The 24,270-nt window shown below is 43.7% G+C and carries 25 protein-coding genes and 1 pseudogene; 11 read left to right on the forward strand and 15 right to left on the reverse strand.

Translation table 11 applies throughout. From position 1 onward, the window contains the following. Window positions 1-29 precede the first annotated feature (29 nt). The 6 genes and pseudogenes from Q8J82_RS07605 (at window position 30) to Q8J82_RS07630 (ending at window position 5,688) form a co-directional block, all read left to right on the forward strand. Window positions 30-854: a M48 family metallopeptidase gene (locus Q8J82_RS07605; RefSeq protein ID WP_304890277.1), complete on the forward strand. Its 825-nt coding sequence runs from the start codon at window positions 30-32 to the stop codon at window positions 852-854. A 131-nt stretch (window positions 855-985) separates the two neighbouring features. Continuing rightward, complete coding sequence (gene dapD / locus Q8J82_RS07610) at window positions 986-1,813, forward strand: 2,3,4,5-tetrahydropyridine-2,6-dicarboxylate N-succinyltransferase (RefSeq protein WP_305252124.1); 828 nt, start codon at window positions 986-988, stop codon at window positions 1,811-1,813. 226 nt (window positions 1,814-2,039) lie between these two features. After that, complete coding sequence (locus Q8J82_RS07615; protein ID WP_305327465.1) at window positions 2,040-4,148, forward strand: EAL domain-containing protein; 2,109 nt, start codon at window positions 2,040-2,042, stop codon at window positions 4,146-4,148. Between the two features lie 33 nt (window positions 4,149-4,181). After that, window positions 4,182-4,772, forward strand: a pseudogene (locus Q8J82_RS07620) (ArsA-related P-loop ATPase); the annotation flags it as partial. Between the two features lie 214 nt (window positions 4,773-4,986). Beyond that, window positions 4,987-5,493, forward strand: coding sequence for a BON domain-containing protein (locus Q8J82_RS07625; RefSeq protein WP_304909207.1), 507 nt, complete (start codon window positions 4,987-4,989; stop codon window positions 5,491-5,493). Window positions 5,494-5,535: 42 nt separating this feature from the next. Next, window positions 5,536-5,688, forward strand: coding sequence for an entericidin A/B family lipoprotein (locus Q8J82_RS07630; RefSeq protein WP_304909208.1), 153 nt, complete (start codon window positions 5,536-5,538; stop codon window positions 5,686-5,688). 189 nt (window positions 5,689-5,877) lie between these two features. Here Q8J82_RS07630 and Q8J82_RS07635 read toward each other — a convergent pair whose 3' ends face one another. From Q8J82_RS07635 to Q8J82_RS07645, 3 genes are all read right to left on the reverse strand, one after another. Continuing rightward, a complete protein-coding gene (locus Q8J82_RS07635; RefSeq protein ID WP_304909215.1) occupies window positions 5,878-6,621 on the reverse strand; it encodes a phosphatase PAP2 family protein in 744 nt (247 codons plus the stop codon). Between the two features lie 75 nt (window positions 6,622-6,696). After that, window positions 6,697-7,245 carry a cytochrome b gene (locus tag Q8J82_RS07640; RefSeq protein WP_304909209.1) on the reverse strand — a complete coding sequence of 183 codons (549 nt, stop codon included), beginning with the start codon at window positions 7,243-7,245 and terminating at the stop codon, window positions 6,697-6,699. 96 nt (window positions 7,246-7,341) lie between these two features. After that, the gene (locus Q8J82_RS07645; protein WP_304909210.1) at window positions 7,342-7,758 is read right to left on the reverse strand and encodes a DUF302 domain-containing protein; all 417 of its coding nucleotides are present in this window, start codon (window positions 7,756-7,758) and stop codon (window positions 7,342-7,344) included. Window positions 7,759-8,295: 537 nt separating this feature from the next. Here Q8J82_RS07645 and Q8J82_RS07650 point away from each other — a divergent pair. The 4 genes from Q8J82_RS07650 (at window position 8,296) to Q8J82_RS07665 (ending at window position 15,627) form a co-directional block, all read left to right on the forward strand. Continuing rightward, complete coding sequence (locus Q8J82_RS07650; protein WP_305328055.1) at window positions 8,296-11,451, forward strand: PAS domain S-box protein; 3,156 nt, start codon at window positions 8,296-8,298, stop codon at window positions 11,449-11,451. Between the two features lie 5 nt (window positions 11,452-11,456). Continuing rightward, entirely contained in the window at window positions 11,457-12,305 is an 849-nt protein-coding gene (locus tag Q8J82_RS07655) for a response regulator (RefSeq protein WP_305328056.1), read from the forward strand. A gap of 2 nt (window positions 12,306-12,307) precedes the next feature. Beyond that, a complete protein-coding gene (locus Q8J82_RS07660) occupies window positions 12,308-13,111 on the forward strand; it encodes a Crp/Fnr family transcriptional regulator (RefSeq protein ID WP_305328057.1) in 804 nt (267 codons plus the stop codon). Between the two features lie 104 nt (window positions 13,112-13,215). After that, the gene (locus Q8J82_RS07665; protein WP_305328058.1) at window positions 13,216-15,627 is read left to right on the forward strand and encodes a heavy metal translocating P-type ATPase; all 2,412 of its coding nucleotides are present in this window, start codon (window positions 13,216-13,218) and stop codon (window positions 15,625-15,627) included. 37 nt (window positions 15,628-15,664) lie between these two features. On the opposite strand, the gene Q8J82_RS07670 is transcribed toward Q8J82_RS07665, so the two are convergent. The 6 genes from Q8J82_RS07670 to Q8J82_RS07695 form a co-directional block, all read right to left on the reverse strand. Then, window positions 15,665-16,189 (reverse strand): DUF2127 domain-containing protein, encoded by a 525-nt coding sequence (locus tag Q8J82_RS07670; RefSeq protein WP_304909213.1) that lies wholly within the window; start codon window positions 16,187-16,189, stop codon window positions 15,665-15,667. Between the two features lie 39 nt (window positions 16,190-16,228). Then, window positions 16,229-16,750 (reverse strand): lipid IV(A) palmitoyltransferase PagP, encoded by a 522-nt coding sequence (pagP, locus tag Q8J82_RS07675; RefSeq protein WP_305328066.1) that lies wholly within the window; start codon window positions 16,748-16,750, stop codon window positions 16,229-16,231. Window positions 16,751-16,792: 42 nt separating this feature from the next. Next, window positions 16,793-18,151 carry a sorbosone dehydrogenase family protein gene (locus tag Q8J82_RS07680; RefSeq protein ID WP_305328059.1) on the reverse strand — a complete coding sequence of 453 codons (1,359 nt, stop codon included), beginning with the start codon at window positions 18,149-18,151 and terminating at the stop codon, window positions 16,793-16,795. 13 nt (window positions 18,152-18,164) lie between these two features. Next, window positions 18,165-18,323: a DUF3309 family protein gene (locus Q8J82_RS07685; protein WP_305252717.1), complete on the reverse strand. Its 159-nt coding sequence runs from the start codon at window positions 18,321-18,323 to the stop codon at window positions 18,165-18,167. 32 nt (window positions 18,324-18,355) lie between these two features. Further along, a complete protein-coding gene (locus Q8J82_RS07690; protein WP_305328060.1) occupies window positions 18,356-18,637 on the reverse strand; it encodes a hypothetical protein in 282 nt (93 codons plus the stop codon). A gap of 275 nt (window positions 18,638-18,912) precedes the next feature. Then, window positions 18,913-19,137: a glycine zipper 2TM domain-containing protein gene (locus Q8J82_RS07695; protein ID WP_305327006.1), complete on the reverse strand. Its 225-nt coding sequence runs from the start codon at window positions 19,135-19,137 to the stop codon at window positions 18,913-18,915. A 385-nt stretch (window positions 19,138-19,522) separates the two neighbouring features. Between Q8J82_RS07695 and Q8J82_RS07700 the strand changes: the two genes are divergently transcribed. After that, window positions 19,523-20,248 (forward strand): Crp/Fnr family transcriptional regulator, encoded by a 726-nt coding sequence (locus Q8J82_RS07700; protein ID WP_305328061.1) that lies wholly within the window; start codon window positions 19,523-19,525, stop codon window positions 20,246-20,248. A gap of 36 nt (window positions 20,249-20,284) precedes the next feature. Here the strand turns inward: Q8J82_RS07700 and Q8J82_RS07705 are convergent, their stop codons facing one another. The 6 genes from Q8J82_RS07705 to Q8J82_RS07730 form a co-directional block, all read right to left on the reverse strand. Then, window positions 20,285-21,469 carry a phospholipase A gene (locus Q8J82_RS07705; protein ID WP_304908917.1) on the reverse strand — a complete coding sequence of 395 codons (1,185 nt, stop codon included), beginning with the start codon at window positions 21,467-21,469 and terminating at the stop codon, window positions 20,285-20,287. Window positions 21,470-21,506: 37 nt separating this feature from the next. Beyond that, entirely contained in the window at window positions 21,507-22,004 is a 498-nt protein-coding gene (locus Q8J82_RS07710; protein ID WP_304890827.1) for a hypothetical protein, read from the reverse strand. 73 nt (window positions 22,005-22,077) lie between these two features. Then, on the reverse strand, window positions 22,078-22,662 hold the full coding sequence (locus Q8J82_RS07715; protein ID WP_305328062.1) for a bacterioferritin: 585 nt from the start codon (window positions 22,660-22,662) through the stop codon (window positions 22,078-22,080). Window positions 22,663-22,830: 168 nt separating this feature from the next. Then, the gene (locus tag Q8J82_RS07720; protein WP_305328063.1) at window positions 22,831-23,187 is read right to left on the reverse strand and encodes a hypothetical protein; all 357 of its coding nucleotides are present in this window, start codon (window positions 23,185-23,187) and stop codon (window positions 22,831-22,833) included. A 3-nt stretch (window positions 23,188-23,190) separates the two neighbouring features. Further along, the gene (locus Q8J82_RS07725; protein ID WP_304890176.1) at window positions 23,191-23,427 is read right to left on the reverse strand and encodes a CsbD family protein; all 237 of its coding nucleotides are present in this window, start codon (window positions 23,425-23,427) and stop codon (window positions 23,191-23,193) included. Window positions 23,428-23,865: 438 nt separating this feature from the next. Continuing rightward, window positions 23,866-24,270 (reverse strand): DUF6326 family protein (locus Q8J82_RS07730; RefSeq protein ID WP_305328064.1); only part of this gene is annotated, 405 nt, incomplete at its 5' end.

Raw genomic sequence — 24,270 nt, forward strand, 5'->3', positions numbered from 1 at the left:
CCGCACGCTTTAGATTTAGGAGATATTTCATGAAAAAAATAACGCTTATTTTATTGACTACCTGTACTTTGCAAATGACTGGCTGCGCTACTACGACTAAAGATAGCGTCTCTGGCGTACATCGCACACAGCTCATGCTACTGCCGGCCTCGCAAGTAGCTGACATGTCTACTCAAGCTTATACACAGACTCTACAAGAATCGCAAAAAAAACATACCCTCAATACAGACAAGGCGCAATTAGAGCGCGTGCGCGGCATTTCAAACAAACTCATCGCTCAGGTTGGCATATTCAGACCTGATGCAGTGCAATGGAAATGGGAAGTTAACGTAGATAAAAGCGATCAGGTAAATGCCTATTGCATGCCTGGCGGTAAAATTATGGTGCTCACTGGCTTGATTGACCAGCTAAAAGCCACGGACGATGAATTAGGTGCAGTCATTGGCCACGAAATTGCACATGCCTTACGCGAGCATGGCCGCGAGCGCATGTCGCAAGCCTATGTTCAACAATTTGGCTTGCAAGCCTTAGGCGCAATATTAACCAAAGGGTCAAGTGCTGCCGTTGGCAATGCTTCAGTTCAGGCGGCAGGCTTGGGTAGTCAATTATTCTTTGCCTTGCCAAACGGCCGGGAGCAAGAACGTGAAGCTGACAAAATTGGTTTGGAGCTTTCAGCGCGTGCTGGCTTTAACCCTGAGGCAGCCATCACTTTATGGCAAAAAATGAGTGCTCTAGGCGGCGCTAAACCACCCGAGTTTTTTAGTACCCACCCTGCCAACGATAGCCGAATTGCAGAATTACGCGCTCTAGTACCAAAAGTAAAACCTCTGTACGAAGCATCAAAATCTAAATAACTATTCATCTTCAGCAGGAAGATTAATAGCGCGTGCGGATTTTTAAATCCGTCACGCGCTTTGTTTTTGGCGAATGCGCTCTTTAGGTTAAAATAACGCTTTTATTAAATTCACTAAATTTTGAGAGTATTATGGATCCACGTCAAAGTATTATCGAAGCGGCTTTTGAAGACCGTGCCAACATCAACCCGAGCAACGCATCTGCTGAAATCAAAGCGACAGTCGCTTCTTTAATTGCGGATTTAGATGCAGGAAAATTGCGAGTGGCTTCGCGCATAGGCAACAGCCAAAACTGGGAAACACATCAATGGCTGAAAAAAGCAGTTTTGCTCTCATTCCGCCTAGATGATAACGTTTTGCTTGAAGGTGGCTGCACCAAATACTTTGACAAAGTGCCGCCAAAATTCGCCGATTACACTGAAGAAGACTTTAAGGCTGGTGGCTTCCGCGTAGTGCCTAATGCGATGGTGCGTCGCGGTTCATTCATAGGCAAAAATGCGGTGCTACTTCCTTCGTATGTAAATATCGGCGCGTATGTGGGCGAAGGCACCATGGTAGATACTTGGGCAACGGTAGGCTCATGTGCGCAAATTGGTAAAAACGTACACCTGAGTGGCGGCGTGGGCATTGGTGGCGTACTAGAACCTATTCAGGCTGGCCCAACCATTATTGGCGACAACTGCTTTATCGGCGCACGCTCTGAAGTGGTTGAAGGTGTGATTGTAGAAGACAACTGCGTCATTTCAATGGGCGTCTATATTGGCCAATCTACTAAAATCTACGATCGCGAAACTGGTAGCGTTACTTATGGCCGCATTCCATCAGGTTCAGTCGTGGTTTCAGGTAATTTACCATCTAAAGATGGTAGCTACAGTCTCTATTGCGCAGTGATCGTTAAAAAAGTAGATGAGAAAACTTTAGGTAAAGTAGGAATTAACGAGTTATTACGTGGCATTTAACTGCATAACTGTCATATTTTCGACAACAATAGGCTAATTAAGATTAGCGTTTCTTAGGCAAGATGTTTTCATAAAAAGGCTGCAAGCAAGCACTCATAAGCTTCTGCAGCTTTTTTTACGTCCAATGCATTGACCACTTTAATATGGCATAGACATTGCAATTACTCATTTATCTAACTTTATAGGCATTTTCTAATCCGAACAGGATTTAGATGACCAAGTGAAAATGAGTAATTACAATTTGAAATTAATCGTACTTTCTATGCTATTGAGCTACTTTGCGGTATTGCTCACATTTAGCCTGGTCAGCAAGCTATATAAATCACAAGCCCATGATAAAAGAAATTTATTGGTATATAGCACCGTCATTGTGGGTAGCAGTTTGTGGGCTATCCACTTTCTTGACGTACTAGCCTTTCCAGTCGTACACGCTGCTGGCTATGATTTAGTCTACTTGATAATATCTTGGCTTTCCGCGCTCATATATTCAGCGGTTATATTACACATATCGAGTCAAAAAACGTTGCCGATAAAATCGTTAATGGCTGGCGGATTGCTGGCTAGCGCCAGTGCTTACGGGATATTTTATTTCAGCATATCTTCGATGAAAATTCAACCTGCAATCACATTTTTACCCGCTATTTGTCTGATCGCATTTATGGTTACATTTGCCGTCACCATGCTAGGAATTATGATTATGTTCTGGATTAAAAACTACGCAGGTAAATTCCCGTTCCTCACTAAATCCATATTTGCCATCATTATATCCCTAGCAATCAGCGGCATACATCAAGTGGATAACGCTTCAATAAAAGTGCCGGTAAACGCCATTAGCAACATTCACCTGCCTTATGACAGCACTTTGTTAGGTGTCACCATTGCACTAGGTCTTCTTAGCCTATTTTTAGTAGGATTTATTGTAGCCATTTTTTACGACAAACTCGGCTACGACACGTTTAAATTTAATTTATTCAAAAAAGAAGACCATCAGGAAATGAGTCGGCAAGCATTATTAGACACGCTGACACAACTACCAAATCGCCGCGCACTGATGCAACATTTAGAAGCGGCCACGAGAAGATGTGAAAGAAGTGGCTCTAGCTTAGCGGTTGCTTTTGTTGATGTCGATAATTTCAAACAAATCAACGATACATTAGGTCACCAGGTAGGCGATAAGGTTTTACAGAAAATCGCCAAAAGATTAGTGGCAGCAGTGCGTGGCTGCGACGAGGTGGCTAGAATTGGTGGGGATGAATTTATCGCCATCATTGAAGAGGTAGATTCATATGAAGACTGCATAGCCGTTGTAGAACGCATGGTAAGCTCAGTGCGTGAATCATGCATAATCAATAACACTGAACTACACCCTTCAGTTTCAATTGGCGTTGCCATGCACCCTAAAGATGGCAACATTAATGAGCTGATAAGTGCTGCTGACACCGCTATGTATCGCGCCAAGAAAGATGGTAAAAATCAATACCGCTTCTTCGATACTGAGATTTCCTCTGCAGCTGATCAATTATTGGAAATGCAATATGACTTAAAAAATGCATTAGCCAACGATGAACTCAAATTACATTATCAAATTAAAATTGACAGTCTCACTAGAGAGCCTATAGGTGCAGAAGCGCTATTACGCTGGGAACATCCGGTGAGAGGTTTACTCAATCCGGCAGAGTTCATGCCAGCAGCAGAACGGTTTGGATTAAGCTATGCGATTAGTGACTGGGTGATTGAAGAAAGTTGCCGTACATTGCGCCAGCTTAAACATCTGGACATTCCATTTAACATCGCCATCAATATATCGCATCAACAATTGATTAATGCCAGTTTAGTCAGCAGCATTACCGAAATGTTAAATCGTTATGAATTACCAAAATCGAGCTTGATTGTTGAAATGACGGAATCGGCCGCACTTAAGAATCAGGAAATATTCAATAATCAGCTCAGTCGTTTTCAGGACGCAGAAATCAAAGTAACGCTAGATGACTTTGGCACCTACTCATCTAGCCTGACCAATCTTCAAAAATGGCCAGTGAGCGAATTAAAACTAGACCCTACATTTACTGAAAACATAGCGACTAATAACAGAACACGCGGCGTAGTTCAGGCTGTGATTGAACTTGCACACGCGCTTGATTTGAACGTAGTGGCTGAAGGCGTCGAAAATGAAGGGCAACGTAAAATGCTTGCAGAGATGGGCTGTGACGAAATGCAGGGTTACTTTATTTCACGCCCACTTCCTGAAGATAGATTAATCAGCTTACTAAAGAATCTGAATTTAAATTTTGTGGAATATGAACAATTCTTTTTTAAAGCACTTTATAAGTCATAAGCATAAATCATAAGTTATTTACTGAGGGTTGCACGTTATAGGCAGCACGTATTGGATACCAAAGGTGCAAAACTTGATGTTCAGGGACGTGCTTTACTAAAAGAAGATTTACGCTCCCCCTGCACAGAAGAAATCGCAGTATTTCAGGCATTTTCTCGCATCATTCGTGAGGCTGGAAAGAAATTTGTAGTGATGGATACTGCACCAACTGGACACACGTTACTGCTGCTAGATGCCACAGGCGCGTATCACAGAGAAGTCTCACGCCAGATGAGTAAGAGCGGATTACACTTCACTACGCCTATGATGCAACTTCAGGACAAAAAACAGACCAAGATACTGATTGTGACTTTGGCCGAGACCACACCAGTGCTGGAAGCTGCCAACCTGCAGGCAGACCTTCGCCGTGCCGGCATAGAACCTTGGGCATGGGTTATCAACTCCAGCGTTGCTGCAGCTTCAGTCAAGTCGGCACTGTTACGTAAGCGTGCCTCTAATGAGATTCGTGAAATCAAGTCTGTGGCAAATCAGCATGCAAAACGCTACGCAGTTGTGCCGCTTCTTCAGGATGAGCCTATTGGGGTGGAGCGTCTGCTGGAACTGTCTTTTAGAAAAATTAAGTAATCCTCCTGTATCAAAACCGGGAAAGGAAAAGTACTTACGTAAACAAAGGCGCAGCAAACGTGTGGTCTTATAGTCTTGGACACCGCCCCTGAAACTACCACTTTAATCCATTCAGTTAATTACAGCTATGTTAGTTAGCGCACAGACTTAACTACCCCTTACACTTATTCTTAGTCTGTACGTAAATTTTTATATTATTACTAGGAAACACACCATGAAAAACCAGACCAAATTTAAATCTTCTATGCTTGTTATTGCTTTATCTTTAAGTTCACAAGCCTTTGCTTTGGATAATCCGGAAAATGTAAATCAATCAGCTTACACCACATCATTTAAAGCTTTAGATACTAATAGCGACGGCACACTAAGCAAATCAGAAGCAAAAAAAGAAAAGCTTTTTGCTAAACACTTTACTGCTGCTGATAAAGACAATGACGGCACGCTGGATGAGCAGGAATATACCAATTACAAATCACAGACCGAACAAAAGGTTGTTAAGCGCGTAGTTAAAGATAGTGTTATTACGTCAAAAGTGAAAGGCAGCTTATTAAAAGATGAAGGTTTAAAAAGCCTGAAAGTGAGCGTAAAAACTCATCAAGGCGTTGTGTTGTTAAGCGGCTTTGTTGAAACTGAAGATCAAATTCAGCAGGCGGGTAAAATTGCAGCTGAGATTGAAGGTGTTAAATCAGTTGAAAACAGTTTGCTACTGAAAAAAGACTAAGCTCTTTAAACTCAATTAATTTTTTAAATCAGGAGATTTATCATGCTTAAAAAAACTTTTATGTTTCTAATCACCACATTATTTCTAGCGGGTACAGTTGCAACACTTACTGGTTGCAACACCATTGCGGGCGCGGGACAAGATATTGAAAAAGGTGGCAAAGCTATTAAAGACGAAGCTAACGAGCAAAAGTAAGATACACTTTTCCTAACTTGTAAATTAACAATTAAACAAGATTTATTATGAGAAACCGTTACATATTTTTATTTAAAAAAGATAGGGATGCACACTGTGTCGGTCATGATAATCGATACAAATAAAAAAATAAATATGTAAGTAGCTAGTAGTGCCTTGGCGTTTAAATATGCCAGGGCATTTTTGTTTTTAAGCCGCTATACGCTTAGCATCATGAAAAACAAGTACGGCATTTATTGCCAAAGGAATAAATGCGCCAATACAGGCTGCCGTTAATACATCGGTTGGCCAATGCACACCAAGCACTAGACGCGACATGGCGACTACACATATCCACACTACCGCTATTAAAAGCGCTAGGTTCTGAAAGGCAGGCCTGATTCGCCTTATGCAAAGCACCAATGAGGTAGCGAATGCCGCAACGGCCAGTGTATGCCCGCTGGGAAAACTAGAACCCCAATACCATGCCGTGTCCCATAAAGCAGGACGTGAACGGCTTACTAACATTTTCATAAAATAAATGACAATCGCCCCGCTAATAGAAGAAGCTGCGACGAGCATGGCTTCAAAGCGATATTTTGTGCTTAGGAATACGATTGTTGCAATGGTTGCAAGTGGAAACAAAACCTTTGATGACCCAGTATAAGTGACTGCATTGAAAAACCACGTGACCGAACCAGGAACGTAACTGTGAATAAATACCAGAATGGCGGTATCAATTGAGCCAGATTCACCGCCAAGTACATCTTCACTTACTTTGATTGCAGAAACCGCAAGGACTAGCAGCAATACAGTCATCAGCCGACGTTTATCGAGCGATTCTTTCCATTGTGGCTGATAGCGCTGCGCATAGAAGCCTAAAATCAAATACATGCTGGCAACAATCAGCGATAGCTCTGTTATTTCTTCGGCTATTTTAAAAATCACTTGCATCTTATCCAAGGCAAATCATTTCTAAGACACTCAATTCCCAAGACACCTATGATTTCTTATCAGCTTCGCGAACGTTTACTTACGCTTAGGAAGCATGCGCAGCAGCGTGTTGTCTCGCACAACATAATGATGAAACAAAGCGGCTACAGCATGAAAGCCGACTAGAAAATAACCCACCGTGCCGCCCGTTTCATGTATTTGTTTGATTAAATCAGCGAGATTTTTGTTTTTACTGACTAGCGCCGGTAATTCAAGCCCGAAAAATGGAATGGGCTTTCCCGCTGCACTAAGTAAAAGCCAGCCAAGTATTGGCATCGCTATCATCAGTACATAAAGAGCAAGATGCATCAATTTTGCTGATAGGCTCTGCCAAGCTGCTGGTGCTGGGATAATTTGCGGGCTAGCTGCAGAAATGCGTGCGAATATGCGCACCCAAACTAAAACAAAAACAGAAAGCCCTAGCATGAAATGCCAGGCTTTTAATGCCTCGCGAGGGTCACTGCCTTTTGGGTAAATTTCACGCAACTCAATACATGCATATACCGCAATAAGCAGCAAGAGCATTAACCAGTGCAGCCCGATAGATAAAGATCCATATCGTTCTGTTGTACTGCGCATATTCATTTTCTTACCCCCCTTAAAGTCTAAAAATCCGTGCGTTATAGCTTACATAAAACGTCATCTATAAGAATCGCCTGAAGATTAGTTGGCAGCGAATGCTTATTTTGCTTCATCTACCATTTTGATAGTTTTAATTTCAACCTCTTTGGCAACTTCAACTAACGCTGCATCTTGCGACAGCGCTGAAAGCATCTGCTCTGGTTTAATCAACCCTATTTTAGTTTTGCCTTTTTCTGTATACACAGAAATTCGACATGGTAATGCCATATTTAAGCGCATATCAATAGATAAGACTTTCGCCGCTTGCGCTGGATTACAAACTTCAAAAACCTTGCACTCTTCATCAAAAGCAATTCCTTTTGTGCGGAGCGTAGTGCCCAAATCGTGAATATGCAGCACGCCAAAGCCATTGCGGATAACGGCTGATTCAAGGTCTGCAGACGCTTGGCTGAATGATTTAATGGTTTCAACTATATAGTACATATCATCACTTTCCTTTAGATTCGTATTAAACATAATGCACCCTACCTTACTTTTTGACAATCAGTGCATCACCGTATGCTTAAACGCCTTGCTTGTAAAAAAATTTCTTTGCGCACTTCGTTTGAAATACTTAGATTAAAAATCCATGAAATTCCATGCTGGACTTTCTGCTGTTATGCGACAAGCGTCTGTACGCTAACTAACATAGCCACAGTTCATTGACTTATGTGTGTTACCGCACTGACCGCGACTAGATTATCAGGCAGTGTGCGTAATGTTGGCTACATATCAATCTGTGAAGTTACTTAGCACTCATTGGCAACTATATAAATGAATCCATTTTAATCTATGTTATGCGTGTATAACAGTGCTGAGGGGTTTCGTGGCTTTAGTTGTGTACCCTACAAACTAGATTAACGTCAAATCTGCTTTAATACTTTCAAACATAAGGTTGGTCATGCTCAAAAAAACACAAATTATGTCCCTAGCCACAATAATTCCACCCCTTCCAGCAGTCGTCCAAGTATCTGCTATCAATGCGGTTTACTTGGCAAAAAAGGTGACTTTTTCTTGAAAACTACGCATAAATTTTCTTATTTTATTGCACTGGTTGCCCTAATAGTTGCAATAGCGGTGGCAGTTTCAATCTGGTCTTTCGACCAGATTCAACAGGCTACTGATGTGCGAAAGCAAAACTCTTTTGTATTAGATAAAGCCAACGCTTTACTATCCTCGTTAAAAGATGCCGAGACTGATCAGCGCGGTTATTTGCTGACGGGTGACGAGGCCTTTCTGCAACCCTATTTAGTAGCACGCAATAGCGTTAGCGCTGATTTAAATGAATTACGCAAAATCAACTCAAATAACACCGCTAACATTCACCTGGATGCAATAGCCGTGTTGATTGATGCAAAAATGCAGGCATTGGCGCTTCTGATTGAATTGCGCCGTGAAAATAAGATTGCGGCATTAACTACAGAAATGCGCAAAGGGCATGGCAAGCGATTGATGGATTCGATTCGTGCTGAGATGCTTGCATTTACGCAGATTCAGCAGAGCACACTGGCAAAAAACGATGTCGCCCTCGAATCGAATATGCACCGTATGTTTAACCTCATTATTTTTGCTAGTTTACTGTGGTCACTATTCGCTTTGGCATTTATCTATATCATCTATCGACAGTCTCAACAAAAGCTCGAAAAGTTGCTGCATGTCGAAACGCAACAATTGCTACAGGTTCAGGAAGATACCAATAAAAAACTGCAACAGCTTAATATCACCTTACAAGACAGCGAGGAAAAACTAGCCGTAACGCTCAACTCCATCGGCGATGCAGTGATTACCACGGATGCCAAAGCGATTGTCACACTATTGAATCCACTTGCAGAACAACTTACAGGTTGGACACAGGCGGAAGCCGCTGGCCGCCCAATAAGTGAGATTTTCCCCATTATCAACAAAGAAACGCGTTTATCAGTTGCTATCCCAGTCATGGAAACCTTGGCGCATGGCACTATACAAGGGCTGGCTAACCACACTGTGCTGATTGCACGCGATGGAAGCGAGTGCGATATCGCCGATAGCTGTGCCCCAATCCGCAACCGCGACGGACAGGTGGTTGGCGCTGTACTGGTATTCCGTAATGTTTCTGAAGAATATGCAATTCAGCAGGCCTTGCGCAATACCTCAGTACAAATCCAGACAATTCTTAATACGGTGGCAGACGGCATTATTACGCTGCATGCACGTGACGGTATTATTGAAACGGCCAATCCGACCGCCTTGCGAATGTTTGGATATACCCCTGCAGAACTTACCGGACGAAACTTTAGCGAGCTGATACCAGAACTTGATCAGGAAAAACGTAACGGCTCGCTTCAACATTACAGTGCTAGCGATGAGGCGCGTGCGATTGGCCTAGGACGCGAAGTCATCGGCTGGCGTAAGGGCAACAGCTCCTTCCCTTTGGAAATTGCCGTCAGTGAAATGTGGCTGGGGGATGAGCGTTACTTTACTTGCATCCTGCGTGACATCACGACGCGCAGGCAGGCAGAAGAAGCCTTAATCAAAGCTGGAGCCTTGCAGAATGCCATTTTTAACAGTGCAAATTTCTCCAGTATCGCCACCGATGCCAAAGGGGTTATTCAAATTTTCAACGTCGGCGCAGAGCGGATGTTAGGTTACTCAGCCGCCGATGTGATGAATAAAATCACGCCAGCGGAAATTTCTGACCCTGAAGAAATAATTGCGCGTGCCGAGGCATTAAGTATTGAACTCAACACGCCGATTAAACCAGGCTTTGATGCACTTGTTTTCAAAGCCTCACGTGGAATCGAAGATATTTACGAACTGACTTATATTCGTAAAGATGGCAGCCACCTGCCTGCTGCGGTATCAGTAACAGCGCTACGTGACGACCAAAACACAATCATCGGGTACCTACTGATAGGCACCGACAATACCGTACGCAAGCAAATTGAAGCAGAACGAACCTTACTTGACCAGGCGTTACAGGTTAAAAATACCGAACTAGAACGTGCACGGCAAATAGCTGATAAAGCCAACCTGGCGAAATCAGACTTTCTATCCAGCATGAGCCATGAGTTGCGCACACCGCTTGGCGCGATACTGGGTTTTGCCCAACTGATAGAATCCGGAACGCCCCAACCTACCCCAACGCAAAAGAAAAGTATTGATCAGATTCTTAAAGCAGGCTGGTACTTGCTGGAGTTAATCAACGAAGTGCTGGACCTTGCGCTGATTGAGTCAGGCAAGCTGTCACTGTCACTAGAACCCGTTTTTCTGAAAGACCTGTTATTCGAGTGCGAAGCTATGATAGAGCCGCAGGCGCAAAAACGCGGTATCAATGTGACCTTTACTAAACCCGAAATTGCCTATTGTGTGAATGGCGACCGAACACGGATTAAACAAGTGCTCATCAACTTGCTGTCCAACGCCATCAAATACAATAAAGAAAACGGATCAGTCACGGTTGATTGCAAATTAACTCCTGGTGATTCGCTGCGTATCAGTGTGCAAGACACTGGCGCGGGTCTGACGCCAGAACAACTTACGCAGCTTTTCCAGCCTTTCAATCGACTTGGTCAGAATGAGAAAGAAGAAGGCACAGGCATAGGCTTAGTGGTTTGCAAGCGGCTGATTGATTTAATGAAAGGGAAAATAGGTGTAGAAAGCATCGTCGGCACAGGCAGCATATTCTGGATAGAATTAGACTTATCCGATACAAGTCAATCAAAAGTAACCGCCACTGAAAGTAAAAATAATGTTGTAAACCATGAGAAAGTGCATGACGATGCGCATTTGCGCACCCTGCTCTATGTTGAAGACAATCCTGCGAATCTAATGCTGGTTGAGGAGATTATAGCAAGGCGTCCCGATATTCGTTTATTAAGCGCCGTGAACGCTAAACAAGGTGTGACACTAGCGCGCACCAGCCAGCCAGATGTCATTTTAATGGACATCAATTTGCCAGGCTTAAGCGGCTTAGATGCGCTTAAAATGTTACTTGAAGACCCGAAAACAGCTCACATACCAGTGGTTGCACTGAGCGCCAATGCTATGCCACGTGATATTGAAAAAGGTCTGGAGGCGGGATTCTTCCGTTATCTCACCAAGCCAATCAAAGTCACCGAATTCATGGCTACCTTAGATTTAGCACTAAAATTTGCTGAAGCAGAAGCGGCTTTCACCACTCAAAAGGAATAAGTATCATGATTACAGAATCAGAAATCCTTAATGCCAGCATCCTGATTGTGGATGATCAGGAATCCAACGTAAGCCTGCTGGAGCAACTGCTGAGCGAGTCGGGTTACAAAAATGTCAGATCAACAATGAACCCTAAGGAAGTGTGTGACTTGCATCGTAAACATCATTACGACCTGATTCTGCTAGACCTGCAAATGCCCGACATGGATGGTTTTCAGGTAATGGAAGCGCTCAAAATAAATAGTGATGATGCTTATCTTCCAGTTCTGGTGCTGACAGCGCAGCCAAACCATAAACTGCGGGCCCTTCAAGCTGGCGCAAAAGACTTTATCAGCAAACCGTTTGACTTGGTTGAAGTGAAAACGCGTATTCACAACATGCTGGAAGTGCGGCTTTTGTACAAAAAACTCGATAATTACAACAAAGTGCTGGAACTTACCGTACTGGAACGCACCGCCGAATTGCGAGACAGCGAAGCGCGTTATCGCAGCCTGACTGAACTTGCTTCTGATTGGTATTGGGAGCAGGATGAGAATATGAAGTTCACTAAAGTTTCAGGGCCTGTACGAGAGATGCTCGGCATTCAGATAGAAACTTTGCCAGAAGAATCCAATATCAGCGATATTCAACCAAAAGGCTGGAATGAGGTGGAACGAAAAATGCTGCAAGCCACCATTGCAGCACGGCAACCATTTCTGGACTTTGTATTCCACCGCACCAACAGCGATGGCTCGCAAAGAAGTTTTCAGGTAAGCGGCGAGCCGATGTTCGACGGGCACTGCCGATTTATTGGCTACCGCGGAATTGGGGTAGAACTGACTGGAAAATACAGCTCACAAGATGGTAATCACTAATCATGTCTACCATCCATAACACTCATAAAACTTCCGCCATTCATGCTAACCCTAGCCAGTCTAACCCTGGTCAATCTAACCCTGGTCAATCTAACCCCAGTCAAAATCACCTTCTCGCTGCACTGCCAACAGTTGAATTCGAACTTTTAGCGCCGTTTCTGGAGCTGGTTTCAATGCCGCTTGGTGAAATGATCTATGAACCTAACATGCAATTACAGCATGCCTATTTCCCTACCACTTCAATTGTGTCACTGCATTACGTAATGGAGTCCGGCTCATCGGCAGAATCTGCTGGGGTAGGCAATGAAGGCATGGTCGGTATTTCACTATTCATGGGTGGGGACACCACCTCAAGCTCAGCTGTAGTGCAAACTGCTGGTCAAGCGTATCGACTGGAACGCCGTATTTTAAAACGCGAATTTGATCGCGGCGGATTTCTGCAACGCTTGCTATTGCGTTATACACAGGCACTGATTACGCAGATGTCGCAAACCGCGGCATGTAATCGGCATCACTCGGTAGAGCAGCAACTTTGCCGCTGGCTATTGCTAACGCTGGACCGTATGCCAACGAGTGATTTGATTATTACGCAAGAATTAGTTGCGGGCATGCTCGGCGTGCGCCGTGAAGGCATTACAGAAGCGGCTGGTAATCTGCAGCGCTCGGGTTATATCAATTACCGTCGCGGGCATATTTCTGTGCTTGATCGGGCTGGATTAGAAAACCATGTTTGTGAGTGTTACGCCGTAGTTAAAAAGGAAATGGGCCGGCTATTATCTGATGTGCAATATCGACAAGAGATTTAAAAAAAACTTAATGACACTTAAATACTTTTCAAAAAGCGATACTTGTTAACTCCCCAAATTTGGAGTTAGACTTTTAGTATTGGGTAGCAAAAGCGGAGTATGCAATGAACGAATCTAAACCTGGTCATTTAACACAAGTTAATAAAACTGCTTCACATGGACATTCATGCTGCTCAACGAATACTCCGTTAGCTGCAATCAATACGGCAGTTGATGTATTAAAAGACCCTGTCTGTGGCATGAATGTAACTGTCGATTCACCGCATAAGTTTCAACACGAAGGAAAATCAATTTATTTCTGCTGTGCTGGCTGTAAAGCCAAGTTCGCCGCCAATCCGGCTAAATATCCGATTGCCGCTCCCGGTTCTTTTGCCCATACAAAAACTACTGCCCAACCTGCAAACAGCACTGACACGATATACACCTGCCCCATGCACCCTGAAGTTCGACAGAATCATCAAGGTAGCTGCCCAAAATGTGGCATGGCGCTGGAACCTGAGATGCCAACGCTAGAAGCGGATGAGAACCCTGAGTTAGTCGATTTCAAGCGTAGATTTATCTGGACGCTGCCACTCACCGTCATCGTCACCTTTCTTGCAATGGCAGGTCATCGTCTGCAATGGTTCGAGATGGCTACGCAAAGCTGGATAGAACTTATTCTTTCATTGCCGATTGTATTATGGGCTGGCTGGCCATTTTTCCAGCGTGGAGTGCATTCAATCATCAACCGCAGCCCGAATATGTGGACACTGATTGGACTAGGTACCTCTGCGGCTTTTATTTATAGTGCTATCGCTACGATAACGCCTGGTGTTTTCCCCGCATCATTCATAGCCATGGGGCGTGTGTCGGTCTACTTTGAGGCGGCGGCGGTGATTATTTCACTGACCTTGCTCGGGCAGATTCTTGAACTCAAAGCGCGTTCGCAAACTTCGGCTGCAATCAAATCCTTACTAGGTCTTGCGCCAAAGACTGCAAGACGTATCAATACCGATGGTACTGAAGAAGACATTCCTCTGGCTCACGTTCATGTCGGTGACACTTTACGCGTGCGGCCCGGTGAAAAAGTGCCGGTCGACGGTGTTGTAGTCGAAGGTGGCAGTGCGGTGGACGAATCTATGCTGACAGGCGAGCCCATGCCTGTGGCTAAGCGCATTGGCGACCAGTTAATTGGCGCAACACTTAATACTAACGGCGCACTTGTGATGCGCGCTGAACAGGTAGGTTCACAGACCGTACTGGCGAGTATCGTACAAATGGTGGTGCAAGCACAGCGCTCCAGGGCGCCGATGCAGCGCATGGCTGACCAAGTAGCAGGTTATTTCGTTGTAACCGTAGTCAGTATCGCCCTGCTGACTTTTGTGGGATGGGGATTGTTTGGACCGCAAATAAATAGCGAGTCGGGCTGGGTCTACGGCCTAATCAACGCCGTGGCGGTACTCATCATCGCCTGTCCTTGTGCGCTTGGCCTTGCCACGCCCATGTCGATTATGGTGGCTACTGGCAAAGCGGCGACTCAGGGCATACTATTTCGCGACGCGGCGGCAATAGAGAACTTTCGCAAAGTAGATACATTGATTGTAGATAAAACCGGCACATTGACAGAAGGTAAACCACGACTTGATAGTATTGTGGCTCACTCAGACTATACCAAGGATGAGGTACTTTACCTGGCAGCGAGTCTTGATCAGGGTAGTGAACACCCATTGGCGGATGCTATTGTGCAAGCCGCCCGCGAACGCGGAATGGAACTAGCCAAGGTTGATGGCTTTGAATCCATCACCGGCATTGGTGTTAGCGGCAATTTGGCTGGCAAACGATTGGCGCTGGGCAATACTGCACTGATGTCCCAGCTAAGTGTAGATATCGAACCGCTTAAGGCTAAGGCAGAAGCAATGCGAACTGAAGGTGCTAGTGTCATGTTGCTAGCAGTCGATGGCCATTTGGCTGGTTTACTGATAGTGACCGACCCGATTAAAGCCAGCACCGCAGAAGCGTTATCTACACTTAGGTCATCTGGCATACGGGTCATCATGGCAACAGGTGACGGCCTAACAACAGCGAAAGCGGTCGCCGCCAAATTAGGTATTGATGAGGTATATGGTGAAGTTAAGCCTGCCGACAAACTGACATTGGTTGATAAATTGCAACGTGAGGGCCACATGGTGGCAATGGCTGGTGATGGCATCAACGATGCGCCAGCATTAGCAAAAGCCAATATAGGCATTGCGATGGGCACTGGCACTGACGTAGCAATGTATAGCGCCCAAGTAACGCTAGTTAAGGGTGATTTACGCGGCATTGCGCAAGCCAGAGCCATCTCGGAACAGACGATTACCAACATGAAGCAAAATCTCGGCTTCGCTTTTGTTTACAATTCTCTCGGCGTACCGCTGGCTGCAGGCGTGCTTTATCCATTCACAGGATGGCTGCTTTCACCAATGATTGCAGCACTCGCCATGAGCCTGAGCTCGGTTTCTGTCATTACCAATGCATTGCGCTTGAGAAAGTCTTAATGCTGGGTTTCGTCGGCTAACTGTCTCAACCAAATGTCTAGCATTGCTGGTTTCTTAATGCTTCGCTACATCTTAATGCTTCGCTGCGTCTCCGCCACAATCGGTATACCATATAGGCCACTATCGCAACATTACTCACCAGCACAGCAATATTCATTACACTAACATGCTGTATCAAATGGCTAATCTCGACAGGAAAATAGATTGCCCCTGAAATCGCAGCCAACCACTCTGCCCAAACGAGATGTTTCCACAATCCATAGCCTTCAACAAAACGAATAGTCGCATAAACCCAAGCCAACAGAACTACCGTGTGTAGGTTTTCATTACCCATGAAATCGGAATAGTCGAACATGGACTTAAAATAATGCGCATCAGAATCAAGATGAAAATAGCTAATCAGCCTATAAGTAAAATCTCTCACATGCTGATTCGCCAAGCTTAGCAATCCCAAACTTGCGATGACTGCAGCTAACCCTTTGGCTGTTTCAAATAATGCAATTGCACGCAGCGCATGGCGCTGACTGGGCCGCGTAACTAAATTCCGGGCAGGTTTACTCATAGGCTGACAAAGTGGGGTGAAAAAACAAGAATAAACTAACTAATTCATCTGCAAGCGCAACCAGGTAAATAAAATATTACCATGGCCTTCGCCGCCAGGAATATAGGTCGACTGCACTGCCAACTTCTTATAAGCCACTGAAAACAATGGCGCAATTACAGGAATAGGTAAGTAGTGCATATCCTGACGCAACGTTATACCAACCGTATAGCCTATGCCTAAACGGACATCCTCAGCTGGCCGCCATACTTTTTGAAATCCGTATCCTGCAATCGGTTCAGCCTCTTTATGAGAATCCTGAAACGCCATTACATAAAGCGCGTGCCAATTACCTCCTTCATCAAAACGATACTTACCAATACCCAAACCCCATGGATTTTCATTAAACTCATTAATTTTTTCATCAGAATAATATTTGCGGTTATGCCATGTATAAACTGGAATATACAATTCGTAGTTTTGTGATTCCCACGTTTGGGATAGCGAATCCTGCACGCGCGACCACATGCCTAACTTGACTGGTTCTTCTGCCAATGCAGTAGATGACATGATTAACATCATGAGTAGGATAAAGCGGTGTTTCAAATTTTTTCCTATTTTAATTTACGGCGTTTTATTGATAGCTTTTGACACACGCCATATTACATTGCCCACATCATCAGCCACCAGCAAAGCACCTTGTTTGTCTAGCGCCACGCCTACAGGTCTGCCAAAAGCATCACCTTCATCACTAAGAAAACCTGTTAATACATCCAGTGGCATACCAGTAGGTTTACCATTTTTAAATGGCACAAAAATTACCTTGTAGCCGCTGAACGGCTTGCGGTTCCAAGAGCCATGCTGACCAATAAACATACCGTTAGTAAAAGTTTCCGGAAAACTGGTTCCAAGTGAAGCAGCCAGCCCAAGCGATGCAGTATGTGAGCCTAACGCGTAATCAGGCACAATCGCTTTAGCTACCAGCTCTGGTTGCTGCGGTTGCACGCGCTTATCAACATACTGCCCATAATAACTATACGGCCAGCCGTAAAAACCGCCATCCTTAACCGAAGTTAAATAGTCGGGCACTAAATCATTACCTAGACCGTCACGTTCATTGACCACAGTCCAAAGTTGATTAGTTTCAGGTTCCCACGCCAGACCATTTGGGTTACGCAAGCCAGATGCAAAAGTCCGGTGTGCGCCGGTTTTAATATCCAGCTCCCAGATGGCCGCTCGATTTTCTTCAGCTTCCATGCCATTTTCTGCCACATTACTGTTAGAGCCAACCGTGACATACAGCTTCGTTCCATCAGCATTTGCAATAAGATTTTTAGTCCAATGATAATTGATTGACCCTGCTGGAAGATCCACAAGTTTGATGCCAGAAGAAGCAATATTCAAATCGCCACTGCTATAGGGAAACTTAAGCACAGCATCAGAATTAGCCACATAAAGGCTATTGCCCACCAGCGCCATGCCAAAAGGTGAATTCAAACCTGCTAACAATACCGAACGCACATCGGCCACACCGTCACCATTGGAATCGCGCAAAAGCGTAATGCGGTTAGCGCTGGCTACGCCAGCACCCGCTCTTTTCATCACTAAACCCGTAATCCAGCCTTTGATACTTTTTGCAGCATCAGGTTTAGCTGGTGAGTTTGTCTCTGCAACAAGCACATCACCGTTAGGCAACACGTAAATCCAGCGCGGATGGTCTAAATCACGGGCAAATGCTGTAACAGTTAAACCTGCAGCCGCTAATGGACTTGCGCCAGCTAGCCAACCTTTAGCAGGTGCAATATTGACCGTTGGAATAATGGATTGATTAGGTGCGGGCAAATGAGGATTTACTCCCACACCAGCCGTTGCCGGTGCTTTACTGGCAAAGCTGCAAGCGGCTAACACCAAAAATGCAAAACAAACCAACAGTGTAAATAAACGCTGTTGGTTTGTTTTAAAATCACTTCTAAATCCAGTCATTCAATCCGTCTCGTTATATTCTGCCTAATAATACCAGCACAATAAGAATAATGACCACTAAACCAAGCCCGCCACTAGGCCCATATCCCCAATTTTTGCTGTGTGGCCAGCTCGGGATGGCGCCAATCAACATTAAAATCAAAATAAGCAATAAGATTGTTCCTAAACTCATGGTGCTCTCCTTAAAATAGCAAATTATTAGAACTAGTTAGCTGATTCTGCAGGTGGTGTAATAATCACAGTAGTGTCACCAGAACTTCCAGTTTCACCCTTATTGCCATCGTTACCTTGAACGCCAGCATCGCCTGTATTACCTTTAACACCAACATCGCCCTGGATACCTTGTTCGCCAGTTTTGCCAGCCGGGCCTGCAGGTCCTGGCACTACAACAGTATCTGCGGGAACATTCACCACAACGGGAGTTTTATCACATGCTGTCAGAAACAAAGTAGCAAGCAACACTGACATTAATATTGAACTGTTCATCATATATCCTTTAAAAGTTAAAATAGATAAAAACGACTTGGGGGTATTTACACCACTACCAAGTAGAATTAATACAACTTATTTAGTACAAGGTTAGCTTATATGTGACTAGCTCATTATTCTGTACGCTGTCGCACATAATGGCACTTTTAGTGATGATTGATTCGGCGGCTGATTCAATGGTAAAGCAAGCTTACAAGCCCTGCTTTATTTCCCGAACATAAAAAAACCGCACAGACTTTTCAACCTGTGCGGCATTTAAATATGCTGCTGGGCTATTTCTTATCTTTACCAATTTGGTTACCAATGACACCGCCGATTGCTGCACCGCCTACTGTGCCCATTACGCCGCCGCCCGTTACCACAGCTCCTGCTGCTGCACCAACACCAGCGCCAATTGCGGTACTTTTTTGGCGAGTCGACATACCGCTACACCCACTGGTACCAACCAAAACAGCCATTAAAATAGTACTCACTGCAATTTTATGTAATTTGTTCATATCATTACCTCTTTCGTGAACTTTTAAATTAAAACTATTTGTAAAAAATCTATTGATAGCCCTTTAATAAAAATATGTAATACTTTACCAATGACCACGATATAACTTAAATGGTTACAGCGTTTTGCCAACATATATCTATTCCGACTAAAATCCATCTTTGAATAACAAAACTTAAAACTGCTTCTTTGTTACTGAGATAATCATCTTCTTTTATTGATGTACGGTCTGTACGTTGGAGCGCTTAGTATAAAAATATTTAGCTTAATAAAATTAAAATATTTTTGATTTCGCACGTATAAGTGATAATGCTCAAAATAGCCTTGATATTTTTCTGTTACGCTGCGTTCTTGAGCCATCAATTTTTATAGATTTGAGCCAACCTATGTCAAAGTTGAATGACCCACACCAGAATCACCTTTTAGACGCACTACTTGATATAGATTTTGAGCGATTAAATCCTAATCTTGAATTAGTCGAGCTGCCGCTTGGTAAAGTGCTGTATGAGCCTGGTGAAAAATTAAAATATGTTTACTTTCCTACAACATGCATTGTGTCTTTACTTTACGTGATGGAAAACGGTGCATCGGCTGAAATTGCAGTGGTTGGCAATGAAGGCATCCTTGGCATTTCTATTTTCATGGGTGGTGATAGCACGCCAAGTCACGCGGTGGTGCAAAGTGCCGGCCATGGTTATCGCATAAAAGCACAGATTCTAAAAAATGAATTCAACCAGACTGGGCCTTTGCAAAGGCTTTTGTTGCGCTACACTCAAGCGCTGATTACACAAATGGCACAGACTGCAGTATGCAATCGACACCATACCGTTGAGCAGCAACTATGCCGCTGGCTGTTACTCAGCATTGATCGCTTATCTAGTAACGAATTGCACATGGCCCAAGAGTTAATTGCCAATATGTTAGGTGTCCGCCGAGAAGGCGTCACCGAAGCGGCTGGTAAATTGCAGCGTGCGGGTTTGATAGATTACACCCGTGGCAGAATTACAGTGATAGACCGGCCTGGGCTAGAAAATAAAGTTTGCGAGTGTTACCAAGTCGTTAAAACAGAGTTTGATCGACTACTACCTTCACTTCACGCTACTGCACGCTAGCTTGGGACTTAAAAAACCAGCTCAATCAGCATTTTTCTAACGCGCAATCGAAAGTCCTAGACGAACTTGTGTACCATTATTTTTGTTAAAGTCTAATAACGTTTCGCCGTATCCTGAAAGCAACTGAAGATGCAAAAATGCTCCGGTACGGGCAAAAATCCGATCGCTCATCGGGTAAGAAATATCTAATTGCCCTGCGCTGTAGCCGCCCGTACCCAAGCGGTAAAGGCCAGCGAGTATAAGCCCATCCTCACGCCCATAACGTAACTGCCAGTCAACATATCCACGATAACTCTGAATATCTGCATTTTCATTTTTATTCAGGTATTGCTGGAATTTCGGAAAAAAAGACAATCGTCTACCGTCAGCCATATCAAAGTTCCAGGTAGGACGAATAAATGCCGTATTAAGCGAGCGGGAAGCCTCTCCACTCTGCCCGTTGGATTCGTGCTCCGCGCCTACACGCCACTCGTCCGGCATAAAGTTTCTGCCACTGCCGACCCACCGATAAAACAGGCTAGGCCGATAGCTGGTATCTTTAAAAGGGCTTGAGTTTCCACCGATGTCCCATAAGGTAGTTTGTGTGTATCCAAAATAAAGGTTGCTAAGAGGAGGCAGGAAGCCTGCAACTGAGCCTTCAGGGTCAAATGGGCGATACTTAAAACTAAGTTGAAATCTTGAGTCAATGCCACTTTCAGAATTTTTACCCACTACAAAATACATCGGTTCATAGGCCGAAAGTGCAGGCTCGTCACCAGGGTTAGCAATAATTACTGCTGTGCGATTATTGGATGGATTGTCAGTACTTTCTACCGAACTTGTCGAAGGTGCCACTTCGGTCACTTGCATGGATCCGGCATCTTCACTCGGGGCCAACATCACTAGTCGATTCGAACTTAAAGCAACAAGCTCTGCACGCACTATGCCCACATATTTTTTGCTAGCAACCCCAACATAAGTGCGGCGAAGTGCGCTGGTTGCTGAGGATTTTGCAAGACTTAATTCGATTTCTTCGCTACTGCCATTACCTGATAACTTTACCTTGAGCACTTCTGGCCAGTCACTCACGTCCTGCGGCTTGACGATATCAAATGTGATTTTCTGCCCGAAGTTTATAACTTCACTTTGGCTGGCAATCAACCATGGCTCTGCTGTCCATCCGTAAGCGGGCAAAATGCCAACGATAATTGAAACTGCAATAAAAAATTTGAGTTTGATCATTTGCATTCTTTGAGGATTGTTATTATTTTTAAATACGTTATCTTAGCTGACAAAATCTGTTCATCACTTTGCGGATTTTCTTTGCTCTATAAAATGGTACAGTAACTATCATTAATATCTCACCATTGTTTATTCTGTACTTATGCACATTTAGGTCTGTGTTAAATATATTTACACCCAGTAAAGCAGCGCCTATTGCAACAGAAATAGCGCCAACAAAAATTGTGATGGCCAAAATAACGTACCAAGGCGAACTTGCGTACCAGGCTGGTGAAACTGTAAGCCAGGGTGGAAATTTCAATACATATAAACCTGCCAGCAAACCGAATCCAGCGCCATAAAGAACTCCTCTTTCGCCTTCATGCATCAGGTTAGTGCCTTCAAAAGCAGTCGCAAGCTTTAAACTTCCCAAGTCAGTGCCTGGCTTTGCCAAAAAATGAATATACTTATCGTCAACAGAGGCAGCGAGCACTTCTTTTCTCGCCTGGTAAGCAGTTTCCATGCTGGGTAACATGAATTCTAATTTCATTTTCATCGTCTTATCCTTCAGTTAAAAACATGGTTTGAATTAAGTGGTTTGATTTAAATGACTAGATTTAAAAAGTCAGCTATTTTGGTTCTGTATGATGAGTCAATATCGACGCAAGATCATCGGCGTGCTCTTCTTCCATCGCCAGAATCTCTTTTAGCATTTTCTGTGTAGTAGGGTCTGCATCTCCTAGATATGCAATCATTTCACGATAACTTTCAATCGCGATTCGCTCGGCAATTAAATCTTCTTTAATCATTGCATTAAGTGTATCTCCTGCCACGTACTCAGCGTGGCTTCGTTCACTTAAGCCATCCGGAGAAAAGTCAGGCTCTCCGCCTAATTCTGTGATGCGCTTAGCTAACTGATCTGCATGCGCCATTTCTTCATTCGCATGTTGAAGAAACTCAGCTTTGACTGATTCAGAATGAATGCCTTTTGCCATAAAATAATGTCGTTTATAACGCAAAACACAAACCAACTCTGTGGCAAGCGCCTCGTTTAGCAATGTAACTACCTTATTACGGTCAGCCGCATAACCCGTGGTAACAGCACCCTGCTCTATATCTTGACGAGCGCGTGCACGTAAAGTTTTAATGTCTGAGAGCATATCCAGGTTTCCTGCTGAATTACCTAGTGACTTACCTTGTGTAGTTTGTTGCATTTTCAACTCCTAATAGTTAGAAAACTTAGTGCGAGCCGTGCTTATTTACTTTGTCTGAATGTGTTCATGTCACAACAACAGCCTGGTGAATCCAGAAAATAGCGATTATTTCAACTCTTGCCTGGCATTCAAAAACACATCAATATTGCATTGAAATGTTTTACATCTTTAAATTAAACGCGGCTTTTTAAAAGCAGGCGAAGGCTCTTCAATCACAGGCATTGACTGTAAATTTGGTGAGCTATTATTTAGCTTAATGTCAGTTTCCGGCGACATCTTGCTCATCTGTGCATTAGCCTCCAGCTTGGCTATTGATGTATTTTTAATAGATTCTGCTGCAGCAATACAACTATCATTTTCATCACTGGATAGCGAATTACACCTGACTTTTGCCGCCTTAAATTCAACTTCAATATTTTTCTCACGTAGCTGATATTCACCGTCGTACATCGTTTTGGAGTTATCTGCTATGACAAAAACCAAAGCGTAAGATAAGGCCAGTGCAAAAATACTGGAGTTGTCCATGATTTAATGATTTTTCTTTTCATCACCACAGCAGCTGGCATCTTTTTGCATTGCTTGCCAGTGGGCAAGCTCTTTCTCAACATCATCCTTAGCAGTGCCATACACTTCTTGAATTTTGCCAGCCAGTTGGTCTCGTTTGCCTGCAATCACATCTAACTGATCATCAGTAAGCTTGCCCCATTGTTGTTTAACATTACCTTTTAATTGTTTCCAATTACCTTCAATTTGATCCCAGTTCATTTGTATTCCTTTGCAGTTAGTTAATGGCGATAAGCAATCGTCACATAAGAAAACAAAAAATTAACATTTAAATCAGTTTGTTAATTATTTGCCTCGTGAGTTTTAGAATACGGTGTTATAGATTTATCCTCCGTCTGTTAACGCACATTGCGGATATTTAATTGCGGGGCTTTAATCAATAGCTATCGTAAAGTCCTGATAAATCAGGGTGTAATTCAGGAGGTTTTTTGAAGTTTAACGAGGCTAACAGGGAAAATCCAAGATTAGAGACAACACGGCTTTAAAGGCCGCATTTTGTAGTTGTTAGGTAAGCGTCTACGCACGGGTTCAGCCGCGTAGCGGAGCAACGTCGGCTACAACCCGTTGTTAGGTTTTGCTACCATGCTTCAATGTTATAACTGCTTTTCCTTTGAGGGGTTCTAAGAACATGGAATCAGTTCATGCTTCCTGTTTAGGCCACTTCCATGCGTACGAGATGATTAGTAAAAGAAGAACGACTTCTACAGCTGCAGCAAAATACATGTGCACCCAAGCTTCTCCTGCCAAATTAAACAACATATAAGGAATATATACCGTAGCCAAGATTATGTTTGTCCAACGATTTACCTTAGCCGGCAGGGCAACAGAAAGGAAAATCATAAGAGCTGGAATTATTACAAAAGTCATTGCTATAAGTAGAAAGACATATGAAATGTCAAATGTAAATACTTTTCCTGCCAGAATATCCTCTATGGAGCCCGGCATATATAAGTGGAAATAATCTACATAGATGTAGAGAAACATAAAACTCGCCCACAGTGCTGCAAGCTTCAGTTTCACATTGACCTTGATGTCTTCCAACGC

The organism is Methylotenera sp. (assembly GCF_030684185.1).
GTDB lineage: Bacteria > Pseudomonadota > Gammaproteobacteria > Burkholderiales > Methylophilaceae > Methylotenera.